This is a genomic window from Blastococcus sp. KM273129 (assembly GCF_021698995.1).
GTDB lineage: Bacteria > Actinomycetota > Actinomycetes > Mycobacteriales > Geodermatophilaceae > Blastococcus.
In genome coordinates, this window is sequence record NZ_SSXB01000036.1 from 1 (window position 1) to 17084 (window position 17084).

Genomic DNA, 17084 nt, shown 5'->3' on the forward strand with positions numbered 1-17084 from the left:
GTGCGTACCGCTCGCGCCGCCCGGTCGGGTGGCCTCGTCCCCGGTTCCGACCCCCTCCTGCCCCTCCTCTCCCGCCGCGCCCTGCTGGCCGGCACCGGTGCCGCCGTCGCCGCCGTGCTCGCCGGCTGCTCCGGCACCTCGACCGCCGCACCCGGTTCGCCCGGCCCGCTGCGCATCGGCGCCATCCCCGACCAGGACCCCGAGGTCCTGCAGCGGCAGTTCGGCACGGTCGCCGACTCCCTCGCCGCGGCCCTCGGCCTCGACACCGGGTACCGGCCGGTCACCGACTACGCCGCCGCCGTGTCGCTGTTCCGCACCGGCGACCTGGACCTGGTGTGGTTCGGCGGGCTCACCGGCGTCCAGGCCCGGCTGCAGACCCGCGGCGCCGTCCCGATCGCCCAGCGCGACATCGACGAGGAGTTCCACTCGGTCTTCGTCGTCAACACCGCCACCGGGCTCGCGCCGGCCGACGACCTGCGCCCGCTGGCCGGGCTGCGCTTCACCTACGGCAGCGAGACCTCGACCTCCGGGCGGCTCATGCCCGCCTACCACCTGCGCGAGGCCGGCGTGGACCCCGAGGGCTTCCCCGGCGGGCCCGGCTTCTCCGGCTCGCACGACGCGACGATCGCCCTCGTCGCCTCGGGGACCTACCAGGCCGGTGTGCTCAACGAGCAGGTGTGGCGGTCCCGGTCGGAGGGCGGCGAGGTGGACCCCGCGGTGACCGCCTACGCCCGCACCCCGGCCTACCACGACTACCACTGGCTGCTCGGTCCCGGTGCCGTCGAGCGCTTCGGCGACGACCTGGCCGGGCGGCTCACCGGCTGGTTCACCGGGCTGTCCGCCGACGACCCGGACGACGCCGAGGTGCTCGAGCTGTTCGGCGCGGGCTCCTTCATCCCGACCGAGGCGGCGAACTACCGGCAGATCGAGGAGATCGGCCGCGACCTCGGGCTGGTCAGCTGAGCGAGGCCGTCCGGCTCACCGGTGTCGAGGTCCGCTTCGGCGGCACCCCCGCCCTCGCCGGGGTGGACCTCGCGGTGGCCGCGGGTGAGCGGGTCGCCGTCGTCGGCGCCTCGGGTGCGGGCAAGTCGACGCTGCTCGGGGTGCTCAACGGCTCGGTGCCGCCGACGGCCGGATCGGTGCGGGTGCTCGGCCAGGACCCGGCAGCCCTGCGCGGGCGCGAGCTGCGCCGGCTGCGGGCGCGCACCGGCACGGTCCACCAGCACCTGGAGCTCGCCGGGCAGCTGCGCGTGGTGCACAACGTCAACGCCGGGCGGCTGGGCTCCTGGTCGGCGGCCCGCGCCGCCTGGTCGCTGGTCCGGCCGCAGGGCACCGGCGACGTGCTGGGTGCGCTGGCCCGCGTGGGGCTGGCCGACCGGGCGTACGAGCGCACCGACCGGCTCTCCGGCGGGCAGCGGCAGCGGGTGGCCCTGGCCCGGCTGCTGGTGCAGCGGCCCGAGCTCGTGCTCGCCGACGAGCCGGCGTCGGCGCTGGACCCGGCGCTGGCCGACCAGGCGCTCGGCCTGCTCGGCGAGCTGGCGACCGGCCGCGGCGGCGCGCTGCTCGCCTGCCTGCACGACCCGGCCCTGGCGCTGCGGCACTGCGACCGGGTCGTCGGTCTGGCCGCCGGACGGGTGGTGCTGGACGCCCCGGCCCGCGCCCTGACGGTGGCGGCGCTGGAGGGCTTCTACGGGGTGAGCCGGTGACGGCCGTCGTGGAGCGGCCCGCGCCGCCGGCTCCGCGGCTGGACCGTGACCGCCGGCGCTGGGCCTGGGGGCTGGGCGCCCTGGCCCTGCTGGGCTGGGCGCTGGCCGGCAGCGGCCTGCTCTCCGGGCCGGTGCTCAACCCGGCCGGCACCGGGCAGGTCGGCCGCTTCCTCGCCGCCGCCGTCCGCCCGGAGCTCGGCGCGGAGTTCCTCCGGGTCGTCGCGGGCTCCACGCTGGTCACCGTCGCGTACGCCGTGCTCGGCGCCGGGCTGGCCGTGCTGATCGGTGCGCTGGGTGCGGTCCCGGCGTCCCGCACGACGTGGGGACGGCGGCGCACCGGCTGGCTGCTCACCCGCGGCGGGCTGGCGCTGCCCCGCGGCCTGCACGAGGCCGTGTGGGGCCTGCTGCTGGTGAACGTGCTGGGCCTCGACCCGTGGGTCGGGGTGCTGGCGATCGCCGTGCCCTACGGCGCGATCACCGCCAAGGTCTTCGCCGACCTGCTCGACGAGGCCCCGCGCGGGGCGTACCGGGCGCTGCTCGCCGCCGGGGCCGGTCGCGGGACGGCGGCGCTCTACGGCCTGCTCCCCCCGGCCGCCGGTGGGCTGCTCTCCTACTCCTTCTACCGGCTGGAGTGCGCGGTGCGCTCCGCCGTCGTCCTCGGCCTGATCGGCGCCGGCGGGCTGGGCTACCAGCTCGCGCTCTCCTTCACCTCGTTGCGCTGGGCGCAGGTGTGGACGACGGTCTACGCGCTGGCCCTGCTGTGCCTGCTCGCCGACGTCGCCGGCCGGGCCGTGCGCCGCCGCGCCGCCGCACCGCGACCCGGGCCGCGGCGGGACCCGGTGCTCACCGGCGCCGTGCTGGCGGTCGTCGCGCTCGCCGGCTGGGCGGTCTGGTACCTGGCGCTCTCCCCCGCCGCGCTGGTCTCCGACCGCACCCGCGAGCAGGTGGTCTGGGTCGCCTCGGCCGCGTGGCCGCCGGCGACCGACGGCGACCTGCTGCCGGCGGTGTGGTGGGCGTCGGTGGAGACCCTGCGGATGTCGGTGCTCGCGGTGGCGTTCGCGACCGCGGGGGCGGTGGCGCTGGCGGGCCTGGCGGCGCGCCCGGGACGCCCGGTGCGGCGCGGGCGCGCCGCGCTCGGGGTGCTTACCCGCACCGGGCTGCTCCTGCTGCGCGCCGTCCCCCCGCCGGTGTGGGCGCTGGTGCTGCTGTTCGTCCTGCTCCCGGGAGCGCTGCCCGGGGCGGTCGCGCTCGGCGTCTACACCCTCGGCGTGCTGGGCCGGCTGGTCGGCGAGGCGGTCGAGGAGGCCGACCGGCGCCCGGCGGAGGCGCTCCGGGCGGCCGGGGCCTCACCGGCCACCCGGTGGCTGTACGGGGGTGCGCCCGCGCTGGCCGGGCCGGTGCTGGCGCTGGCGCTCTACCGGTGGGAGGTCGTCGTGCGGGACACGGTGCTGGTCGGCCTGCTGGGCGCCGGCGGGATCGGCGTCCTGCTCTCCGCGGCGACGTCGTCGTTCGACTGGCCCGCGGTCACCACGGTGCTGATCGCGATCGTGCTGCTCACCGTCGCCGTCGACCTGGTGGGCGCCCAGGCCCGCGCCGCTCTGCGCTGAGGCAGGGCGGGCCGTGGCGCGGGGGCCGGAGGCTCCGCGGCACGGATCCGCGGACGCACTCGTCGCAGCAGGGGGTCGGCACGTGGCCGTGGTGCGGTCCGGAGGACCGCAGTGTCAGAGCCAGCGGGTGCGGGCGGACAGGGCGGCGAGGGCCGCGGCGCCGGCCGTGGAGGTGCGCAGCACCTCGGGGCCCAGCCGCACGGCCTCCGCCCCGGCCGCGCGGAACGCCACCACCTCGCCGTCGGAGAGCCCACCCTCAGGACCGACGACGACCACCACCGTCCCCGAGGCCGGCACCGCGAGCCCGGCCAGCGGCAGACGGGCCTGCTCGTGCAGGACGACGGCGAGGTCGGCCTCGGCGAGCATGCCCGCGACCTCGCGGGTGCTCATGGGCGCGGTGACCTCCGGCAGCCGCGGCCGGCGCGACTGCTTGCTCGCCGCCCGGGCCGCGGCCCGCCACTTCGCGACGCCCTTCTCCACCCGGTCGTCCCGCCAGCGGGTCACGCAGCGGGCGGCCTGCCACGGCACGATCCGGTCGACGCCGAGCTCGGTGGCCAGGTCGACCGCCAGCGGGCCCCGGTCGCCCTTGGGCAGCGCCTGCACGAGCACGAACTCCGGGTCGGGCGCGGGCACCTCGAACCGGTTCCGGACGGCGACGCGCAGGCCCGCGGGGCCGGCGGCGACGACCTCACCCTCGGCGACCGTCCCGGCGCCGTCCCCCACGTGCACCCGCTCGCCGGGCTGCAGGCGCAGCACGTCGACCGCGTGCCGGCCCTCCTGCCCGGCGACGAGCAGCTCCTCGTCGTCGGGCAGCGGGTCGAGCAGGAACAGCGGGGCGCCGTCGAGCTCGGGGGCCTCGGTCACCGGTCAGCGCCCGTGGAACGCGTCGCGGACCCGGGAGAAGAGGCCGCCCTGCGCCTCGCGGTCGCCGCCGGGCTGGTCCTCGCCCCGCAACGCGGCGAGCTCGCGCAGCAGCTTCTCCTGCTCGCCGTCGAGCCGCGTCGGCGTCTGCACCTCGACGTGCACCAGCAGGTCGCCGCGCCCGGTCGCCCGCAGCCGCGGCGCCCCGTGCGCGCGCAGGGTGAGCACGCTGCCCGACTGGGTGCCCGGGCGGATGTCCAGCTCCTCCTCGCCGTCGAGCGTCTTGAGGTTCAGCGTGGTGCCCAGCGCCGCCGCCGTCATCGGGAGGGTCACCCGGCAGTGCAGGTCCTCGCCGTCGCGGGTGAACACCTCGTGCGGGCGCTCGTGCACCTCGACGTAGAGGTCGCCGGCCGGCCCGCCGCCGGGGCCGACCTCGCCCTGGCCGGTGAGCCGGATGCGCATCCCGTCCTCCACGCCGGCCGGCACCTTCACCGACAGGGTGCGGCGGGCCCGCACCCGGCCGTCGCCGCCGCACTTCGGGCAGGGCTGCGGGATGACCTGGCCGGTGCCCGAGCAGGTCGGGCAGGTGCGGCTGGAGACCACCTGGCCGAGGAAGCCGCGCTGCACGCTCTGCACCTCGCCGCGCCCGGAGCAGGTGCCGCAGGTCGCCGGGTGGGTGCCGGGCGCGGTGCCGGCGCCGGTGCAGGCGTCGCAGAGGACGGCGGTGTCGACGGTGATGTCCTTGGTGGTGCCGAAGACGCTCTCGTCGAGCTCCAGCTCCACCGGGATGAGCGCGTCGCGGCCGGCCCGCGTGCGGCTGCGCGGCCCGCGGGTGGCCGCACCGCCGAAGAAGGCGTCCATGATGTCGCCCAGGCCGCCGAACCCGGCGCCGCCGAACCCGCCGGCACCTCCCGACCCCGCGTCGAAGGGGTCCCCGCCGAGGTCCACGATCCGGCGCTTCTCCGGGTCGGTCAGCGCCTCGTAGGCGCGGGTGACCTCCTGGAAGCGCTCCTTGGCCTCCGGGTCGGGGTTGACGTCCGGGTGCAGGTCGCGGGCCAGCCGCCGGTAGGCGCGCTTGATGTCCTGGTCGGTCGCGCCCTGGGCGAGGCCCAGCACGCCGTAGTAGTCGGTCGCCATCGAAAGAGTCTCGTCCTCAGCTCTCGGCCAGCAGGTGGCCGACGTAGCGGGCCACGGCTCGCACCGCGGCCATGTTCCCTGGGTAGTCCATGCGCGTCGGCCCGACGACCCCGAGGCCACCGAGCGCGCGGTCGCCCGAGCCGTACCCGACGGTGACCAGCGAGGCCCCCGTCAGCGCCTCGTGCGCGTTCTCCTCGCCGATGCGCACCAGCACGGTGCCGGCGTCGACCTCGCTCATCAGGCGCAGGACGACGACCTGCTCCTCGAGCGCCTCCAGCAGCGGTCGCAGCGTCCCGGAGAAGTCGGTGCCCGCTCCGCGGGCGAGGTTCGCCGTCCCGCCGATGACCAGCCGGTCCTCGCTGGGCTCGACGAGGGTCTCGACGAGGGTGGCGCTGACGGCGGCGACGAGCCCCCGCAGGTGCGGCGGCGCGGTCTCCAGCAGGCCCGGCACCTTGTCACCGGCCTCGCCGAGCTTCACCCCGGCGAACGCCGAGTTCAGCAGCGCCCGCAGCTCGGGGACGGCGGCGGCGTCGACGTCGGGCGGGCAGTCGACGACGCGCTGCTCGACCCGGCCGGTGTCGGTGATCAGGACCAAGAGCAACCGGCCGACCGCCACCTGCACCACCTCGAGGTGCCGGACGGCGCTGCGCGACAACGTCGGGTACTGGACGACCGCCACCTGCCGGGTCAGCTGCGCGAGCAGCCGCACGGTGCGGCCGAGCACGTCGTGCAGGTCGACGGCGCCGTCGAGGAAGCGCTCGATCGCCCGGCGCTCCGCGGACGACAGCGGCTTCACCGCCGAGAGCCGGTCGACGAAGAGCCGGTAGCCCTTGTCGGTGGGCACCCGGCCGGCGCTGGTGTGCGGCTGGGTGATGTACCCCTGCTCCTCCAGCACCGCCATGTCGTTGCGGATGGTCGCCGGGGAGACCCCGAGGTCGTGCCGCTCGGCGAGGGCCTTGCTGCCCACCGGGTCGTTGGTGGAGACGAAGTCCTGGACGATGGCCCGGAGGACCTCCAGGCGGCGTTCGTCGTGCGCCACGGTGACACCTCCCCGTACCGGTCGACGTGCCGTGCCGCACCCCCGGGGCGCGAGGCCGCCGCCGGCCCCGGGCGTGCCCGGTCTGGCACTCGCACGGACAGAGTGCCAGGCCAGCATACGCCTCGGACGCCGTCCGCCTCAGGCGCTCGCGGGCCCGCGGCGAGCGCCGGGAGGGACCGGCCGGATCGGGGCGCGGCGTCGTCCCGGCGGCTAGGGTGGGACCGGTCGGTGCCCCTGGCCGGGGGCGGAGAGCGGGAGGTCGGTCCCCTGATCTTCAAAGGCGTGCGCAACGGGCGCCCCTACCCCGACCACGGGCTCTCCGCGCGCGACTGGGCGATGATCCCCCCGCGCCAGGTCCGGCTGGACACGCTCACCACCACCAAGCGCGAACTGGCCCTCGACGCGCTGCTCGCCGACGACTCGACCTTCTACGGCGACCTCTTCCCGCACGCGGTCCAGTGGCACGGGGAGCTCTACCTGGAGGACGGGCTGCACCGGGCGCTGCGGGCGGCGCTGCAGCAGCGCAACGTCATCCACGTGCGGGTGCTCGACCTCGACGCGCTCCCCCCGGTGCGGGCACCCGAGGGGCCGAGCACCGCCTCCCTGCCCGCGCAGCCCCCGGTCCCCGGCCCGCGCGGCCGCTGACGGCTACAGCCAGCCCTTCTCCTCCGCGACGCGGGCCGCCTCCACCCGGGTGCGGGCGCCGGTCTTGCCGATCGCGGAGGAGAGGTAGTTGCGCACGGTCCCCTCGGACAGGAAGAGCCGGCCGGCGATGTCGGCCACGGTCGCGCCGTCGGCCGCGGCCCGCAGCACGTCCGCCTCCCGCGCCGACAGCGGCGTCGCCCCGATCGCCAGCGCCGCGGCGGCCAGGTCGCGGTCGATGACCCGCTCCCCGGCCATGACGGCCCGGATGCCCTGGGCGAGCTCGCTCACCGGCGCGTCCTTGACCAGAAACCCGGCGGCGCCGACCTCCATGGCCCGCCGCAGGAAACCCGGCCGCCCGAACGTGGTGAGGATGACGGCGCGGCACCCCGGCAGCGCGGTGGCCAGCTCCCGGGCCGCGGTCAGGCCGTCGGCACCGGGCATCTCGATGTCCAGCAGCGCCACGTCGGGACGGTGCTCGACGGCGGCCGCCACCACGGCGTCGCCCCGCCCCACCTCGGCCACCACCTCGATGTCGTCCTCCAGCTCCAGCAGCGCCCGGAGCGCCCCGCGGACCATCGTCTGGTCCTCGGCGATGAGCACCCGGATCACGACGCCGCCACCGGCGAGGCCGCGACCGGGCTGGTCAGCGGCACCGACGCGGTGAGCCGGAAGCCGGCACCCTCCCCCGGGCCGTGGTCCAGCCGGCCCCCCACGGCGGCGACGCGCTCGGCGAGCCCGGACAGCCCGGCGCCGGCCGGGGCCTCCCCGCCGCGGCCGTCGTCGGCGACGGTCAGCTCGGCGGCGTCCTCCGCGGTCCGCAGGGTCACCGTCACCGACCGGGCCCCGCTGTGCCGCAGCACGTTCGTCGTCGCCTCGCGCACCACCCAGCCGAGCACGGCGTCCACGGGGCCGGGCAGCGGCCGCCCCGGCGCCGGGGCCCGGAGCGCGATGCCGGCCGCCGACAGCGCGGAGCGCGCCTCGGCCAGCGCCTGGGCGAGGTTCACCTGGCGGTAGCCGCTCACGGCGTCGCGCACCTCGGCGAGCGCCCGCCGCGCCGCCGCCTCGACGTCGGCCATCTCCTGGCGGGCGCGCGCCGGGTCGCGCTCGGCCAGCCGCCCGGCCAGCTCGCTCTTGAGCGCGATCAGGGACAGGCTGTGCCCGAGCAGGTCGTGCAGGTCGCGGGCGAACCGCAGCCGCTCCTCGGCGACGGCGTTGCGGGCCAGCTCCTCGCGGGCCTCCACCAGCTCGCCGTTCACCGAGATCAGCTGCCGCATCCCGCGGAGCGCGAACGCGGTGAGCAGGCACATCACCGGCAGGATGAAGACCTCACCCAGGACGCCGTGGGCGGCCAGCACCCCGGCGCAGACGCCGCCGGCGCCCAGGACCGCCGGCCAGACCCACCGCTGGGGCAGCCCGACCGAGGCCGCGGCGGAGACGTAGATCAGCAGCCCCGCCCAGGCGGGACCCAGCCAGACGGCCAGCCCGACGCCGAGGACGGCGACGACCGCCAGCGGCACGCGGGGCCAGTCGCGGCGCTCGCCGAAGGCGCCCTCGAAGATGCCCAGGTAGACGACGGTGAAGGCGACCAGGCCCCCGGCCGCCACCAGCTGGACCGGCAGCGGCCGGGGCGTGCTGAGCAGGTCGGCGACCGGGAAGACCTGGAACAGCAGCCAGGGCACGGCCCAACCCAGGCGCTGCCAGCGGTTCGGAGGGCCCACGACGCGCACGGTAGCCGGGCTCAGCCCGCGACCGCGTGCAGCGGCCGCTTCCGCGCGACGGAGACCGCCACGAACCCGAAGGCGGCCGTGAAGCCGGCCATCGCCAGGACCGCCCCGGCCGCCGGCCAGCCCCCGGTGGCCACGCCGCGGCCGAGCTCGGCGTACCAGTAGGAGGGCAGCGTGTAGGCCAGCCCGCGCATCGCCTCGGGCAGCATCTCCACCGGCCACCACAGCCCGCCGAGGGCCGCCAGCACGACGCCCAGGATGCCGATCGCCCCCCCGGCGGCCTTCTCGTCCAGCGCCAGCCCGACCAGCAGCCCCAGCGCCACGAAGGCCGCGGACCCGGCCCACAGGACCGCCAGCAGCGCCAGCCAGGTTTCGGCGGGCAGCTGCACCCCGTTGACGACCCGCCCGACGAACGCGACCACCAGCAGGCTCGGCAGGGCCAGCAGCACGCCGACGACGACGTCGACGGCGAACACCTGCGTCTGCGGCACCGGCGTGACCCGGAGCTGGCGCAGCCAGCCGGAGGCGCGGTCGAACGAGATGCGGATGGTCGCGCCCAGGGAGGCCCCGATGGCCCCGTAGGCCATCATCGAGACCATGATCGACGCCGAGATCTCCTGACGCTCGGCCATCCCCGGCATCTGCCCGCCGATGATCCTGGTCAGGAAGATCGTGAACAGCGCCGGCAGCAGCACGGTGAAGAAGACGAACTGCTTGTTGCGCGCCACCCGGCGCAGCTGGAAGGCGAGGAGCGGGTTCACCGGGTCGCTCCGATCGAGGTCTGCCGGCGGGCGGGGAGCAGGGAGAGGACGGCGTCCTCGAGGGAGGCGCCGCGCACCTCGAGGTCGGGCAGCCCGCCGTCGGCGAGCAGGGTGCGCAGGGTGGCGTCGGCGTCCGTGGTCGCCAGCCGGACGGTGCTGCCCTGCCAGGTCACCGCGCTGACCCCGGGGACGTCGTCGAACCGCCGCGCGGGGGCGGCGGTGAAGGAGACCGTGCGCCCGCCGGCGCCGGCCTTGATCTCGGCCGCCGTGCCGTCGGCGACGACGCGGCCACCGGCCACGACCACCACCCGGTCGGCGACGGCGTCGGCCTCGTCGAGGTGGTGGGTGGCGAAGACGACGGTGTGCCCGCGCCCGGCCAGGCCGCGCATCGTGGTCCAGAAGGCACGGCGGGCCTCGACGTCCATGGCCGAGGTCGGCTCGTCCAGGAGCAGCAGCGGCGGAGCGCCGACGAGCGCCAGAGCCAGCAGCACGCGCTGGCGCTGCCCGCCGGAGAGCGCCTCCACCGGCCGGTCGAGCAGGCCGTCGATGCCGGCGGTCGCGACCAGGTCCCCGAGCGGCCAGGTGCCCTCCCCCGCCGCCCGCCCGAAGCTCCGCCGCACCAGGTGCAGCACCTCGCCGACGCGGGTCTCGGTGGGCAGGCCGCCGTGCTGCAGCATCGCCCCGATGCTCCCGGCCCGGACGGCGTCGCGCGGGGTGCGGCCGAGCACCCGCACCTCGCCGGCCGCGGGGTCGAGCAGGCCGAGGACGGCGTTCACCGTGGTGGACTTGCCGGCCCCGTTGGGCCCGAGCAGGGCGACGGTCTGACCGCGCGGGATGGTCAGGTCGAGGGAGTCGACGGCGACCGCGTCGCCGTAGCGGACGGTGAGCCCGCGGATGTCGAGGGCGGGTGCGGGAGGCATGCGCCGAGCCTGCTCCGCGGGCCGCCTGCCGGAGTAGTGCCGGACGTCGCCGGCCGCGTCTGACATCCGTCAGACGCGGCCGGCGACAGGCTCAGGTGACGAGGCTCAGGCGGCGGGGGTGCAGGCGACGCAGGTGCGCGCGAACGGGCGCAGCTCCAGCCGCTCCTCCGGGATCGCGGTGCCGCAGCCGGTGCAGCGGCCGTAGCTGCCGTCCTCGATGCGGGCCAGCGCGGCGTCGATCTCCTCGATGGTGCGCTGCAGGTCGGCGCTGCGGCGCTGGGCGACCGGGTCGGGCACCGAGGTGGCGCACTCGGCGAGCGCCTCCTCGCGCTGCTGGACGGCCTCGGCGCGCTGCTCCTCCAGGAGGAGGCGGAAGCGGTCGGCCGGGGCGGCGGTCGGGTCGTCGATGCTGGCGGACATGCGTGCATCTCCTTCGGGGGAACGCTGGAGGACGCGGTCACCGGGTCGGTGGCGCGTCGGGGACGGGCGGTCGTGACCCGGCGGGCGGGTCAGGAGCGGCGCGGCGGGGCGCGGTCCTGGCTGCGGCGGAGGACGTCGAGGCCCCGGAGGCCGCGGGCGCGGCGGTTCATCGCGAGGGCGAGCCGCGCACCGCCGGACAGGGTGAAGGGCGGGTGCACGGAGGGGTGCGCTGCTGGTGCGGACACCGACGCCCCCCTCCGTGCCACCCGGCCTCGTTGCCGGAACGGGCACCATAACCGACGATCGCGTCTCGCATCGCACCCTTTCGGGTGATCGGTTCCGCAGCCGCTCCCCGGGAACCCTCGATCGGCCCCGTCCCCGTGGCTCGTCCCGGGCTCGCGCGGGATGAGGGGACGGGGTCCTCCCTCAATCGGTGAGGTCGCGGACGACCGCGTCGGCGAGCAGCCGGCCGCGGTCGGTCAGCACGGCGCGCCCCGCGGCGTGGGCACCGGGCTCGAGCAGCCCGCCGGCGACGGCCGCCGCGGCCCGGGTCCGCCCGGAGGCGGTGAGGGCGCTCAGCGGCAGCCCGTCGCGCAGGCGCAGCCCGAGCATCACCGCCTCGAGGGCCCGGTCGGCGTCGTCGAGCACCTCGGCGTCCTGCGCCGGGCTCTCGCCGCGGGCCAGCCGGTCGGCGTAGGCCGCGGGGTGCTTGACGTTCCACCAGCGCACACCACCGACGTGGCTGTGCGCGCCCGGCCCGACCCCCCACCAGTTCGCGTTGGCCCAGTACAGCTCGTTGTGCCGGCAGCGCGCTGCCGCGGAGGTGGCCCAGTTGGACACCTCGTACCACTCGAAGCCGGCGCGGCGCAGGGTCGCGTCGGCCTGCTCGTACCGGTCGGCGAGCACGTCGTCGTCGGGCATGGGCAGCTCCCCGCGCTTCACCCGGCGGGCGAGCTTGGTGCCCTCCTCCACGATGAGGGCGTAGGCGCTGACGTGGTCGACCGGCGAGGCCAGGACGGCGGCGAGCGAGGCCGCCCAGTCGGCGTCGGTCTCCCCCGGCGTGCCGTAGATCAGGTCGAGGTTGACGTGCTCGAAGCCGGCCGCGCGGGCCTCGTGCGCCGCCTCGACCGCGCGGCCGGGGGTGTGCCGCCGGTCCAGGGCGGCGAGCACGTGCGCTGCGGCCGACTGCATGCCGAGGCTCACGCGGGTGAAACCGGCCTCGCGCAGCCGGGCCAGCGACGCCGGGGACACCGTCTCGGGGTTGGCCTCGGTGGTCACCTCGACGTCGTCGGCGACGGGGAAGAGCGCCCGGACGGCGGCGAGCACCGCGGCGAGGTCGTCCGCGGGCAGCAGCGTGGGCGTGCCCCCGCCGACGAACACGGTCGACACCGTCGGGAGGTCCGGGCCGAGGGTGCGGGCGGCGCGCTGCAGCTCGGCGATCGCGGTGCCGGCGTACTGGCTGCGGTTGGCGCCCGGCCCGAGCTCCTCGGAGGTGTAGGTGTTGAAGTCGCAGTAGCCGCAGCGGGTCGCGCAGAAGGGGACGTGCACGTAGAGGCCGAACGGCGTGGTCGCGAGCCCCTCGCGGGCGCCGGCGGGGAGCCGGTCGGGGCCGGGCGAACCGGGGAGCGGGCCGGCGTCGTCGATCAGCGGCAGGACGGTGTTCATCTGCTCCCAGTGTGCCGCGCCGGCCCGCGGGGGCGGCAGGATGCCGGGCGTGACCTCCGACCGAGTGCTGCAGGTGTCCCTCTCGCGCGGCGTCGCCACCCTGACGCTGGACTCCCCCGCCAACCGCAACGCGCTCTCCCGCGCGATGCGGGCGCAGCTGCGGGAGGCGCTGGCCGACGCGCTGGCCGACGACGCGGTGCGGGTGGTCGTCCTCGACCACACCGGCCGGGTCTTCTGCTCGGGGATGGACCTCTCCGAGGCCGCCGGCGGCCCGTCGGAGAGCCAGGGGGTGCGGGAGTTCCCGGAGCTGCTGGAGCTGCTGTGGTCGGCGCCCAAGCCCGTCGTCGCGGTGGTGCGCGGCCCGGCCCGCGCCGGCGGGGTCGGGTTGCTGGCCGCCTGCGACGTCGTCGTCGCGGCGTCCTCGGCCACCTTCGGTTTCTCCGAGGTGCGCCTGGGCCTGGTGCCGGCGGTGATCTCCGCCGTCGTCCTGCCGCGGATGACGACGCACGTGGCGCACCGGCTGATGCTCAGCGGGGAGGTCTTCGACGCCGCGACCGCCGCCGCCGGCGGGCTGGTCGACCTGGTGGCCGACGACGACGACCTCGACGTGGTGCTCGCCGGGCAGCTCACCGCCCTGACCGCCGGCGCCCCGGCCGCCCTCGCCGAGACCAAGCGGCTGCTGCGGGCGCGCCAGCCGGGGCTCTCCTTCGAGCCGCTGCTCGACCTCTCGGCGCGCTTCTTCGCCGGCGAGGAGGGCCAGGAGGGGATCGCGGCGTTCCGCGAGAAGCGCCCCGCCCGCTGGGTGCCGGCCGCGGACGACCCGATCCCGGGCCGGTAGGGCTCTGCCCTCCCCGGGTGGGCACAGCACGACTGCAGGCAGGTCGCACACCGGTGGGTTCGGCAGGAGCGGGCCGGCCCCCGCAGCGCTCGTGCCCTGCCCAGGGTGGCGGGCAGGGCACGAGGTCGCCGGGCGCGGGACCGTCAGAGGACGTAGGTCGCGATCATCTGGCCGAGCCGCCGGATGTCGGCGTCGCCCTTGAACTCCAGGCGCACCTTGCCGAGACCGCTGAACCAGAGGTCCAGTTCGGCATCGAGGTCGAACGTGCCGGCCGTCTCGATCGAGAAGGCCTGCACCTTGCTGTAGGGCAGCGAGGTGAAGTCACGCTTCTTGCCGGTCATCCCCTGCACGTTGACGGCGATGAGCCGCTTGTCGGTGAAGACCACGAAGTCACGGACGGCCTTGAAGCAGGCCACGATCTGCTCACCGTGGATGAGCAGCGGCGCCACAGCCGGGCCGATGTCCTGGGGGTTGGCGACGTTGAGCTTGAAGACGGAACCGTTGGAGAAGTCGATCACCGGGGCACGGTAGGCCGCCGTGGGGCGCGGGTCCGGGTCACACGCCGGTCGGTGCCGGTGCTGGTGGAGGCGGTTCACGCAGCGGGCCGAGGCCTCCGTCCCCGGACGCTCCGCCTCTGAGTTCCCTGGCACCCAGAGGCAGAGCCCGGCCGAGGTGCACCTACCGGAGGCGGCGGGTGTTGTCGGGCAGCCGCTGGGTGACGCCCCGGCCGTCCAGCCACTCCATGAGCGGGACGGCGACCCGGCGGCTGGTGCCCCACGCCTGGCGGGCCTGGCTGAGCGTGAACGGCTGCGGCACCGCCGCCAGCCGCTCCCGCGCCACCGCCTCGACACCGGGCGCCAGGTAGACGCCCTCGCCCACGCGCACCAGCTGCCCGCTGCGCACCGCGGCGGCGAGCTCCCGGCTGCCCAGCCCGGCAGCCACCAGCTCCGGGGCCTCCGGCGCCGCGAAGGGGTCGGCGGTGAGCCGCGCGCGGACGGCGTCGACCGCCCGCTGCACCTCCGCCGGCAGCTCGGCCGCACCGTCGACGACCCGGCCCTCGCGCAGCACCAGCGGTTCGCGGACGAGCGCCGGCACCAGCTCCGCGTCGGGCACGTCCAGCGCCCGCCGCACCACCTCGGCCGGCGGCCCGGGCTCCAGCGGCCGGAGGCGCCGGTAGCGCGTCACGATCTCGGGCACCCGGGCGGCCAGCTCGTCGGCGAGCCCGGCGGCCAGCAACCACGGCCCGTGCCGCGTCGCCCCGGCCGGGACCGGCCAGCCCATCGCGGCGAAGTCGGCGGCGCGCACGATGCGGCGTCGGGCCAGGGCGGCGGAGGCGCCGTCCGCCCCGTCCGGCTGGGCGACGAGCTCGGCGGCCCGCCGGCGCGCGGCACCCCGGCGCCGCAGCTCGGGCGGGTCGACGTCGCGCACGTCGGCGCCGAGCACCCGCCGGGCCCCCGGGTCGCGCAGCAGCAGCCGGTCACCGATCCGCAGCGGCAGCGGCGAGGCCAGGCGCAGGCGCACCGCCGCGCCGTCGAGCGGGCGCAGCCGGGCACCCACGGTGGCCGAGCCGACGTGCACGACCGGGCCGGCGGGCAGCCGGTCGTCGGGCACCGCCGTCAGGGTCACGTCGACGACGTCGGTCAGCCGGAAGGCCCCGGGCGTGAGCAGCGCGTCGCCCCGGGCCAGCTCCTCGACGGCGACGCCGCGCAGGTTGAGCGCCACCCGCGCGGTGGCCTCGGCCCGCTCCACCGGCTCACCGAGGGACTGCACACCGCGCACGGTCACCTCGCGGCCGCCCAGGACGAACCGGTCGCCGGCCGCGACGGCGCCGGCGGCGAGCGTGCCGGTGACCACGGTGCCGGCGCCCTTGATGGTGAAGGCGCGGTCGATCCACAGCCGCACGGGCCCGCCCGGGTCCGGAGCGGGCAGCCCGCCGAGCAGGTGCTCCAGCGCCGCGGTCAGCTCGGGCACGCCCTGCCCGGTCACCGCGCTGACCGCGATGCCGGTCACCTCACCCATCGACGTCGCGGCGAGCCGCTCGCGCACGTCGGCGAGCACCGGTGCCGGGTCGGCGAGGTCCGTCTTGGTGACGGCGAGCACCGCGTGCCGCACCCCCAGCGCGTCCAGGACGCCCACGTGCTCGGCGGTCTGCGCCGACCAGCCGTCGTCGGCCGCGACGACCACCAGCGCGGCCGGCACCGAGCCGACGCCGGCGAGCATGTTGCCGACGAAGCGCTCGTGCCCGGGGACGTCGACCACCGCGAGCCGGCGCCCCGAGGGCAGCGTGGTCCACGCGAAGCCCAGGTCGATGGTGAGCCCGCGGCGGCGCTCCTCGGCCCACCGGTCGGGCTCCATGCCGGTGAGCGCCCGCACGAGCGCGGACTTGCCGTGGTCGACGTGGCCGGCCGTCGCGATCACGTCCACCGGCGCGCCACCTCCAGCACGGCGTCGGCGAGGGAGTCGTCGGCGTCCGGCGGGACGCTGCGCAGGTTCAGCAGCGTGCGGCCGTCCTCGACGTAGCCGACGACCGGGGTCCCGCCCAGCCGCAGCGGCTCGGCGAACTCCGGCGGCAGCGAGACGGCGGCGCCGGGCAGCGGGTGCTCGGGCGCCCCTCCCCCGCCCACGCGCGAGTCGGCGTCCACCGCGGCGGCCGCCACGCCGGCGGCGACGAGCCGGGCGGCCAGCGCACGCGCCCGCTCCCGCAGGCCGGCGACGTCGGCCGCGAGCATCCGCTGCACCGGCGGCAGCGGCCCGCGCAGCGTCGCCTCCAGCGCGGCCAGCGTCGTCTTGTCCACCCGGAAGGCCCGGTAGAGCGGGTGGCGGCGCAGCCGCTGCACGAGCTCCGCCCGGCCGAGCACGAGCCCCGCCTGGGGGCCGCCGAGGAGCTTGTCGCCGCTGGCCAGCACGAGGTCCGCGCCCGCGGCGAGCGTCGTCTGCAGGTCGGGCTCGTCGGGGAGCACCGGGTGCGGCCGGAGCAGGCCGGAGCCCACGTCGGCGACCAGCGGCACGCCGGTGCCCCGCAGCGCCGGCGCGAGCTCGCCGACCTCGACCGCCCGCGTGAACCCGCGCACGACGAAGTTCGACGGGTGCACCTTGAGGACCGCGCCGGTGGCCGGGCCCAGCGCGTCGCGGTAGTCGGCGAGCGCGACCCGGTTGGTGGTGCCGACCTCGCGCAGCCGGGCGCCGGTGCTCTCGAGCAGCTCGGGGATGCGGAAGCCGTCGCCGATCTCCACCAGCTCCCCCCGGGCGAGCACCAGCTCGCGACCCTGCCCCAGCGCGGTGGCCACCAGTGCGAGCGCGGCGGCGCAGTTGTTCACCACCAGCGCGGCCTCTGCCGCGGGGACCGCCTCCAGCAGGGCCGCGATCGCCGCCTCCCCCCGCGGGCCGCGGCGGCCGGTGCGCAGGTCCAGCTCGACGTCGGTGGTGCCGCTCGCCGCCAGCACCGCCTCGACCGCGGCCGCCGAGAGCGGCGCGCGGCCGAGGTTCGTGTGCACGACCACGCCGGTCGCGTTGAGCACGGGGCGCAGGCTGCCGGCCACGGGCGGGAGGTCGGCGAGGACGGCGTCGACGGCGTCCTCGGGTGCGAGCTCGCCCACCCGGATCCGCTGCTGGACACGCTGCACGGCAGCCTTGACCAGGACGCGTCCCAGCCGCTCGCCGGCCCCGGCCAGCCGGGGGTCGGCGAGGAGCGTGTCGGTCCGGGGCACCTGGCGGCGCTGGTCGGTCGTCATCGCCCCGCAGCGTAGGTGCGGGGCGGGGGC

17 protein-coding genes and 1 pseudogene are annotated in these 17084 nt (G+C 77.2%); 5 read left to right on the top strand and 13 right to left on the bottom strand.

What is annotated here, in order from left to right; genetic code table 11:
- The 3 genes from E9565_RS11830 to E9565_RS11840 all read left to right on the top strand — a co-directional run.
- On the top strand, positions 1 to 963 hold a 963-nt coding region (locus E9565_RS11830), incomplete at its 5' end, for a putative selenate ABC transporter substrate-binding protein (RefSeq protein WP_255725998.1).
- Positions 964 to 1025: 62 nt separating this feature from the next.
- Positions 1026 to 1706, top strand: a complete 681-nt coding sequence (locus E9565_RS11835) for a phosphonate ABC transporter ATP-binding protein (RefSeq protein ID WP_236826341.1) — start codon at positions 1026 to 1028, stop codon at positions 1704 to 1706.
- Positions 1703 to 3313, top strand: a complete 1611-nt coding sequence (locus E9565_RS11840; RefSeq protein ID WP_236835211.1) for an ABC transporter permease — start codon at positions 1703 to 1705, stop codon at positions 3311 to 3313. The genes E9565_RS11835 and E9565_RS11840 overlap by 4 nt, the downstream gene beginning before the upstream one ends.
- Positions 3314 to 3427: 114 nt before the next feature.
- Here E9565_RS11840 and E9565_RS11845 read toward each other — a convergent pair whose 3' ends face one another.
- Genes E9565_RS11845 through hrcA form a run of 3 tightly spaced genes read right to left on the bottom strand, consistent with a single transcriptional unit; the run spans position 3428 to position 6350 of the window.
- Entirely contained in the window at positions 3428 to 4177 is a 750-nt protein-coding gene (locus E9565_RS11845) for a 16S rRNA (uracil(1498)-N(3))-methyltransferase (RefSeq protein ID WP_236826339.1), read from the bottom strand.
- Between the two features lie 3 nt (positions 4178 to 4180).
- On the bottom strand, positions 4181 to 5311 hold the full coding sequence (dnaJ, locus tag E9565_RS11850; protein WP_236826338.1) for a molecular chaperone DnaJ: 1131 nt from the start codon (positions 5309 to 5311) through the stop codon (positions 4181 to 4183).
- A 16-nt stretch (positions 5312 to 5327) separates the two neighbouring features.
- Positions 5328 to 6350, bottom strand: a complete 1023-nt coding sequence (gene hrcA / locus E9565_RS11855; RefSeq protein ID WP_236826337.1) for a heat-inducible transcriptional repressor HrcA — start codon at positions 6348 to 6350, stop codon at positions 5328 to 5330.
- Positions 6351 to 6617: 267 nt separating this feature from the next.
- Here hrcA and E9565_RS11860 point away from each other — a divergent pair.
- Positions 6618 to 6908: pseudogene (locus E9565_RS11860) on the top strand (type II toxin-antitoxin system VapB family antitoxin); the annotation flags it as partial.
- Positions 6909 to 6998: 90 nt separating this feature from the next.
- Here the strand turns inward: E9565_RS11860 and E9565_RS23250 are convergent.
- From E9565_RS23250 to hemW, 7 genes are all read right to left on the bottom strand, one after another.
- Positions 6999 to 7604: a response regulator transcription factor gene (locus tag E9565_RS23250; protein WP_236826336.1), complete on the bottom strand. Its 606-nt coding sequence runs from the start codon at positions 7602 to 7604 to the stop codon at positions 6999 to 7001.
- Positions 7601 to 8713: a sensor histidine kinase gene (locus tag E9565_RS11870; protein WP_236826335.1), complete on the bottom strand. Its 1113-nt coding sequence runs from the start codon at positions 8711 to 8713 to the stop codon at positions 7601 to 7603. The genes E9565_RS23250 and E9565_RS11870 overlap by 4 nt, the downstream gene beginning before the upstream one ends.
- 20 nt (positions 8714 to 8733) lie before the next feature.
- Complete coding sequence (locus E9565_RS11875; protein ID WP_236835213.1) at positions 8734 to 9480, bottom strand: ABC transporter permease; 747 nt, start codon at positions 9478 to 9480, stop codon at positions 8734 to 8736.
- Positions 9477 to 10400, bottom strand: a complete 924-nt coding sequence (locus E9565_RS11880) for an ATP-binding cassette domain-containing protein (RefSeq protein ID WP_236835215.1) — start codon at positions 10398 to 10400, stop codon at positions 9477 to 9479. The genes E9565_RS11875 and E9565_RS11880 overlap by 4 nt, the downstream gene beginning before the upstream one ends.
- A gap of 105 nt (positions 10401 to 10505) precedes the next feature.
- Positions 10506 to 10820, bottom strand: coding sequence for a TraR/DksA C4-type zinc finger protein (locus E9565_RS11885; protein WP_236826331.1), 315 nt, complete (start codon positions 10818 to 10820; stop codon positions 10506 to 10508).
- A gap of 89 nt (positions 10821 to 10909) precedes the next feature.
- Complete coding sequence (locus tag E9565_RS11890; RefSeq protein ID WP_236826330.1) at positions 10910 to 11065, bottom strand: hypothetical protein; 156 nt, start codon at positions 11063 to 11065, stop codon at positions 10910 to 10912.
- A 181-nt stretch (positions 11066 to 11246) separates the two neighbouring features.
- Entirely contained in the window at positions 11247 to 12485 is a 1239-nt protein-coding gene (gene hemW, locus E9565_RS11895; protein WP_236826329.1) for a radical SAM family heme chaperone HemW, read from the bottom strand.
- Between the two features lie 49 nt (positions 12486 to 12534).
- On the opposite strand from hemW, the gene E9565_RS11900 reads away from it, so the two are divergent.
- Positions 12535 to 13323 (top strand): enoyl-CoA hydratase-related protein, encoded by a 789-nt coding sequence (locus tag E9565_RS11900; RefSeq protein ID WP_236835217.1) that lies wholly within the window; start codon positions 12535 to 12537, stop codon positions 13321 to 13323.
- A gap of 143 nt (positions 13324 to 13466) precedes the next feature.
- On the opposite strand, the gene E9565_RS11905 is transcribed toward E9565_RS11900, so the two are convergent.
- From E9565_RS11905 to selA, 3 genes are all read right to left on the bottom strand, one after another.
- Positions 13467 to 13841 carry a PH domain-containing protein gene (locus E9565_RS11905; RefSeq protein WP_236835218.1) on the bottom strand — a complete coding sequence of 125 codons (375 nt, stop codon included), beginning with the start codon at positions 13839 to 13841 and terminating at the stop codon, positions 13467 to 13469.
- A gap of 160 nt (positions 13842 to 14001) precedes the next feature.
- Positions 14002 to 15747 carry a selenocysteine-specific translation elongation factor gene (gene selB / locus E9565_RS23255; protein ID WP_236835221.1) on the bottom strand — a complete coding sequence of 582 codons (1746 nt, stop codon included), beginning with the start codon at positions 15745 to 15747 and terminating at the stop codon, positions 14002 to 14004.
- The gene (gene selA, locus E9565_RS11915) at positions 15738 to 17054 is read right to left on the bottom strand and encodes an L-seryl-tRNA(Sec) selenium transferase (RefSeq protein ID WP_236826325.1); all 1317 of its coding nucleotides are present in this window, start codon (positions 17052 to 17054) and stop codon (positions 15738 to 15740) included. The genes selB and selA overlap by 10 nt, the downstream gene beginning before the upstream one ends.
- Positions 17055 to 17084: the final 30 nt, after the last annotated feature.

Coding starts and splice junctions, on each gene's coding strand:
- dnaJ (WP_236826338.1), bottom strand. CDS start 5,311: ATGGCGACCGACTACTACGGCGTGCTGGGCCTCGCCCAGGGCGCGACC.
- E9565_RS11880 (WP_236835215.1), bottom strand. CDS start 10,400: ATGCCTCCCGCACCCGCCCTCGACATCCGCGGGCTCACCGTCCGCTAC.
- E9565_RS11885 (WP_236826331.1), bottom strand. CDS start 10,820: ATGTCCGCCAGCATCGACGACCCGACCGCCGCCCCGGCCGACCGCTTC.
- hemW (WP_236826329.1), bottom strand. CDS start 12,485: ATGAACACCGTCCTGCCGCTGATCGACGACGCCGGCCCGCTCCCCGGT.
- selA (WP_236826325.1), bottom strand. CDS start 17,054: ATGACGACCGACCAGCGCCGCCAGGTGCCCCGGACCGACACGCTCCTC.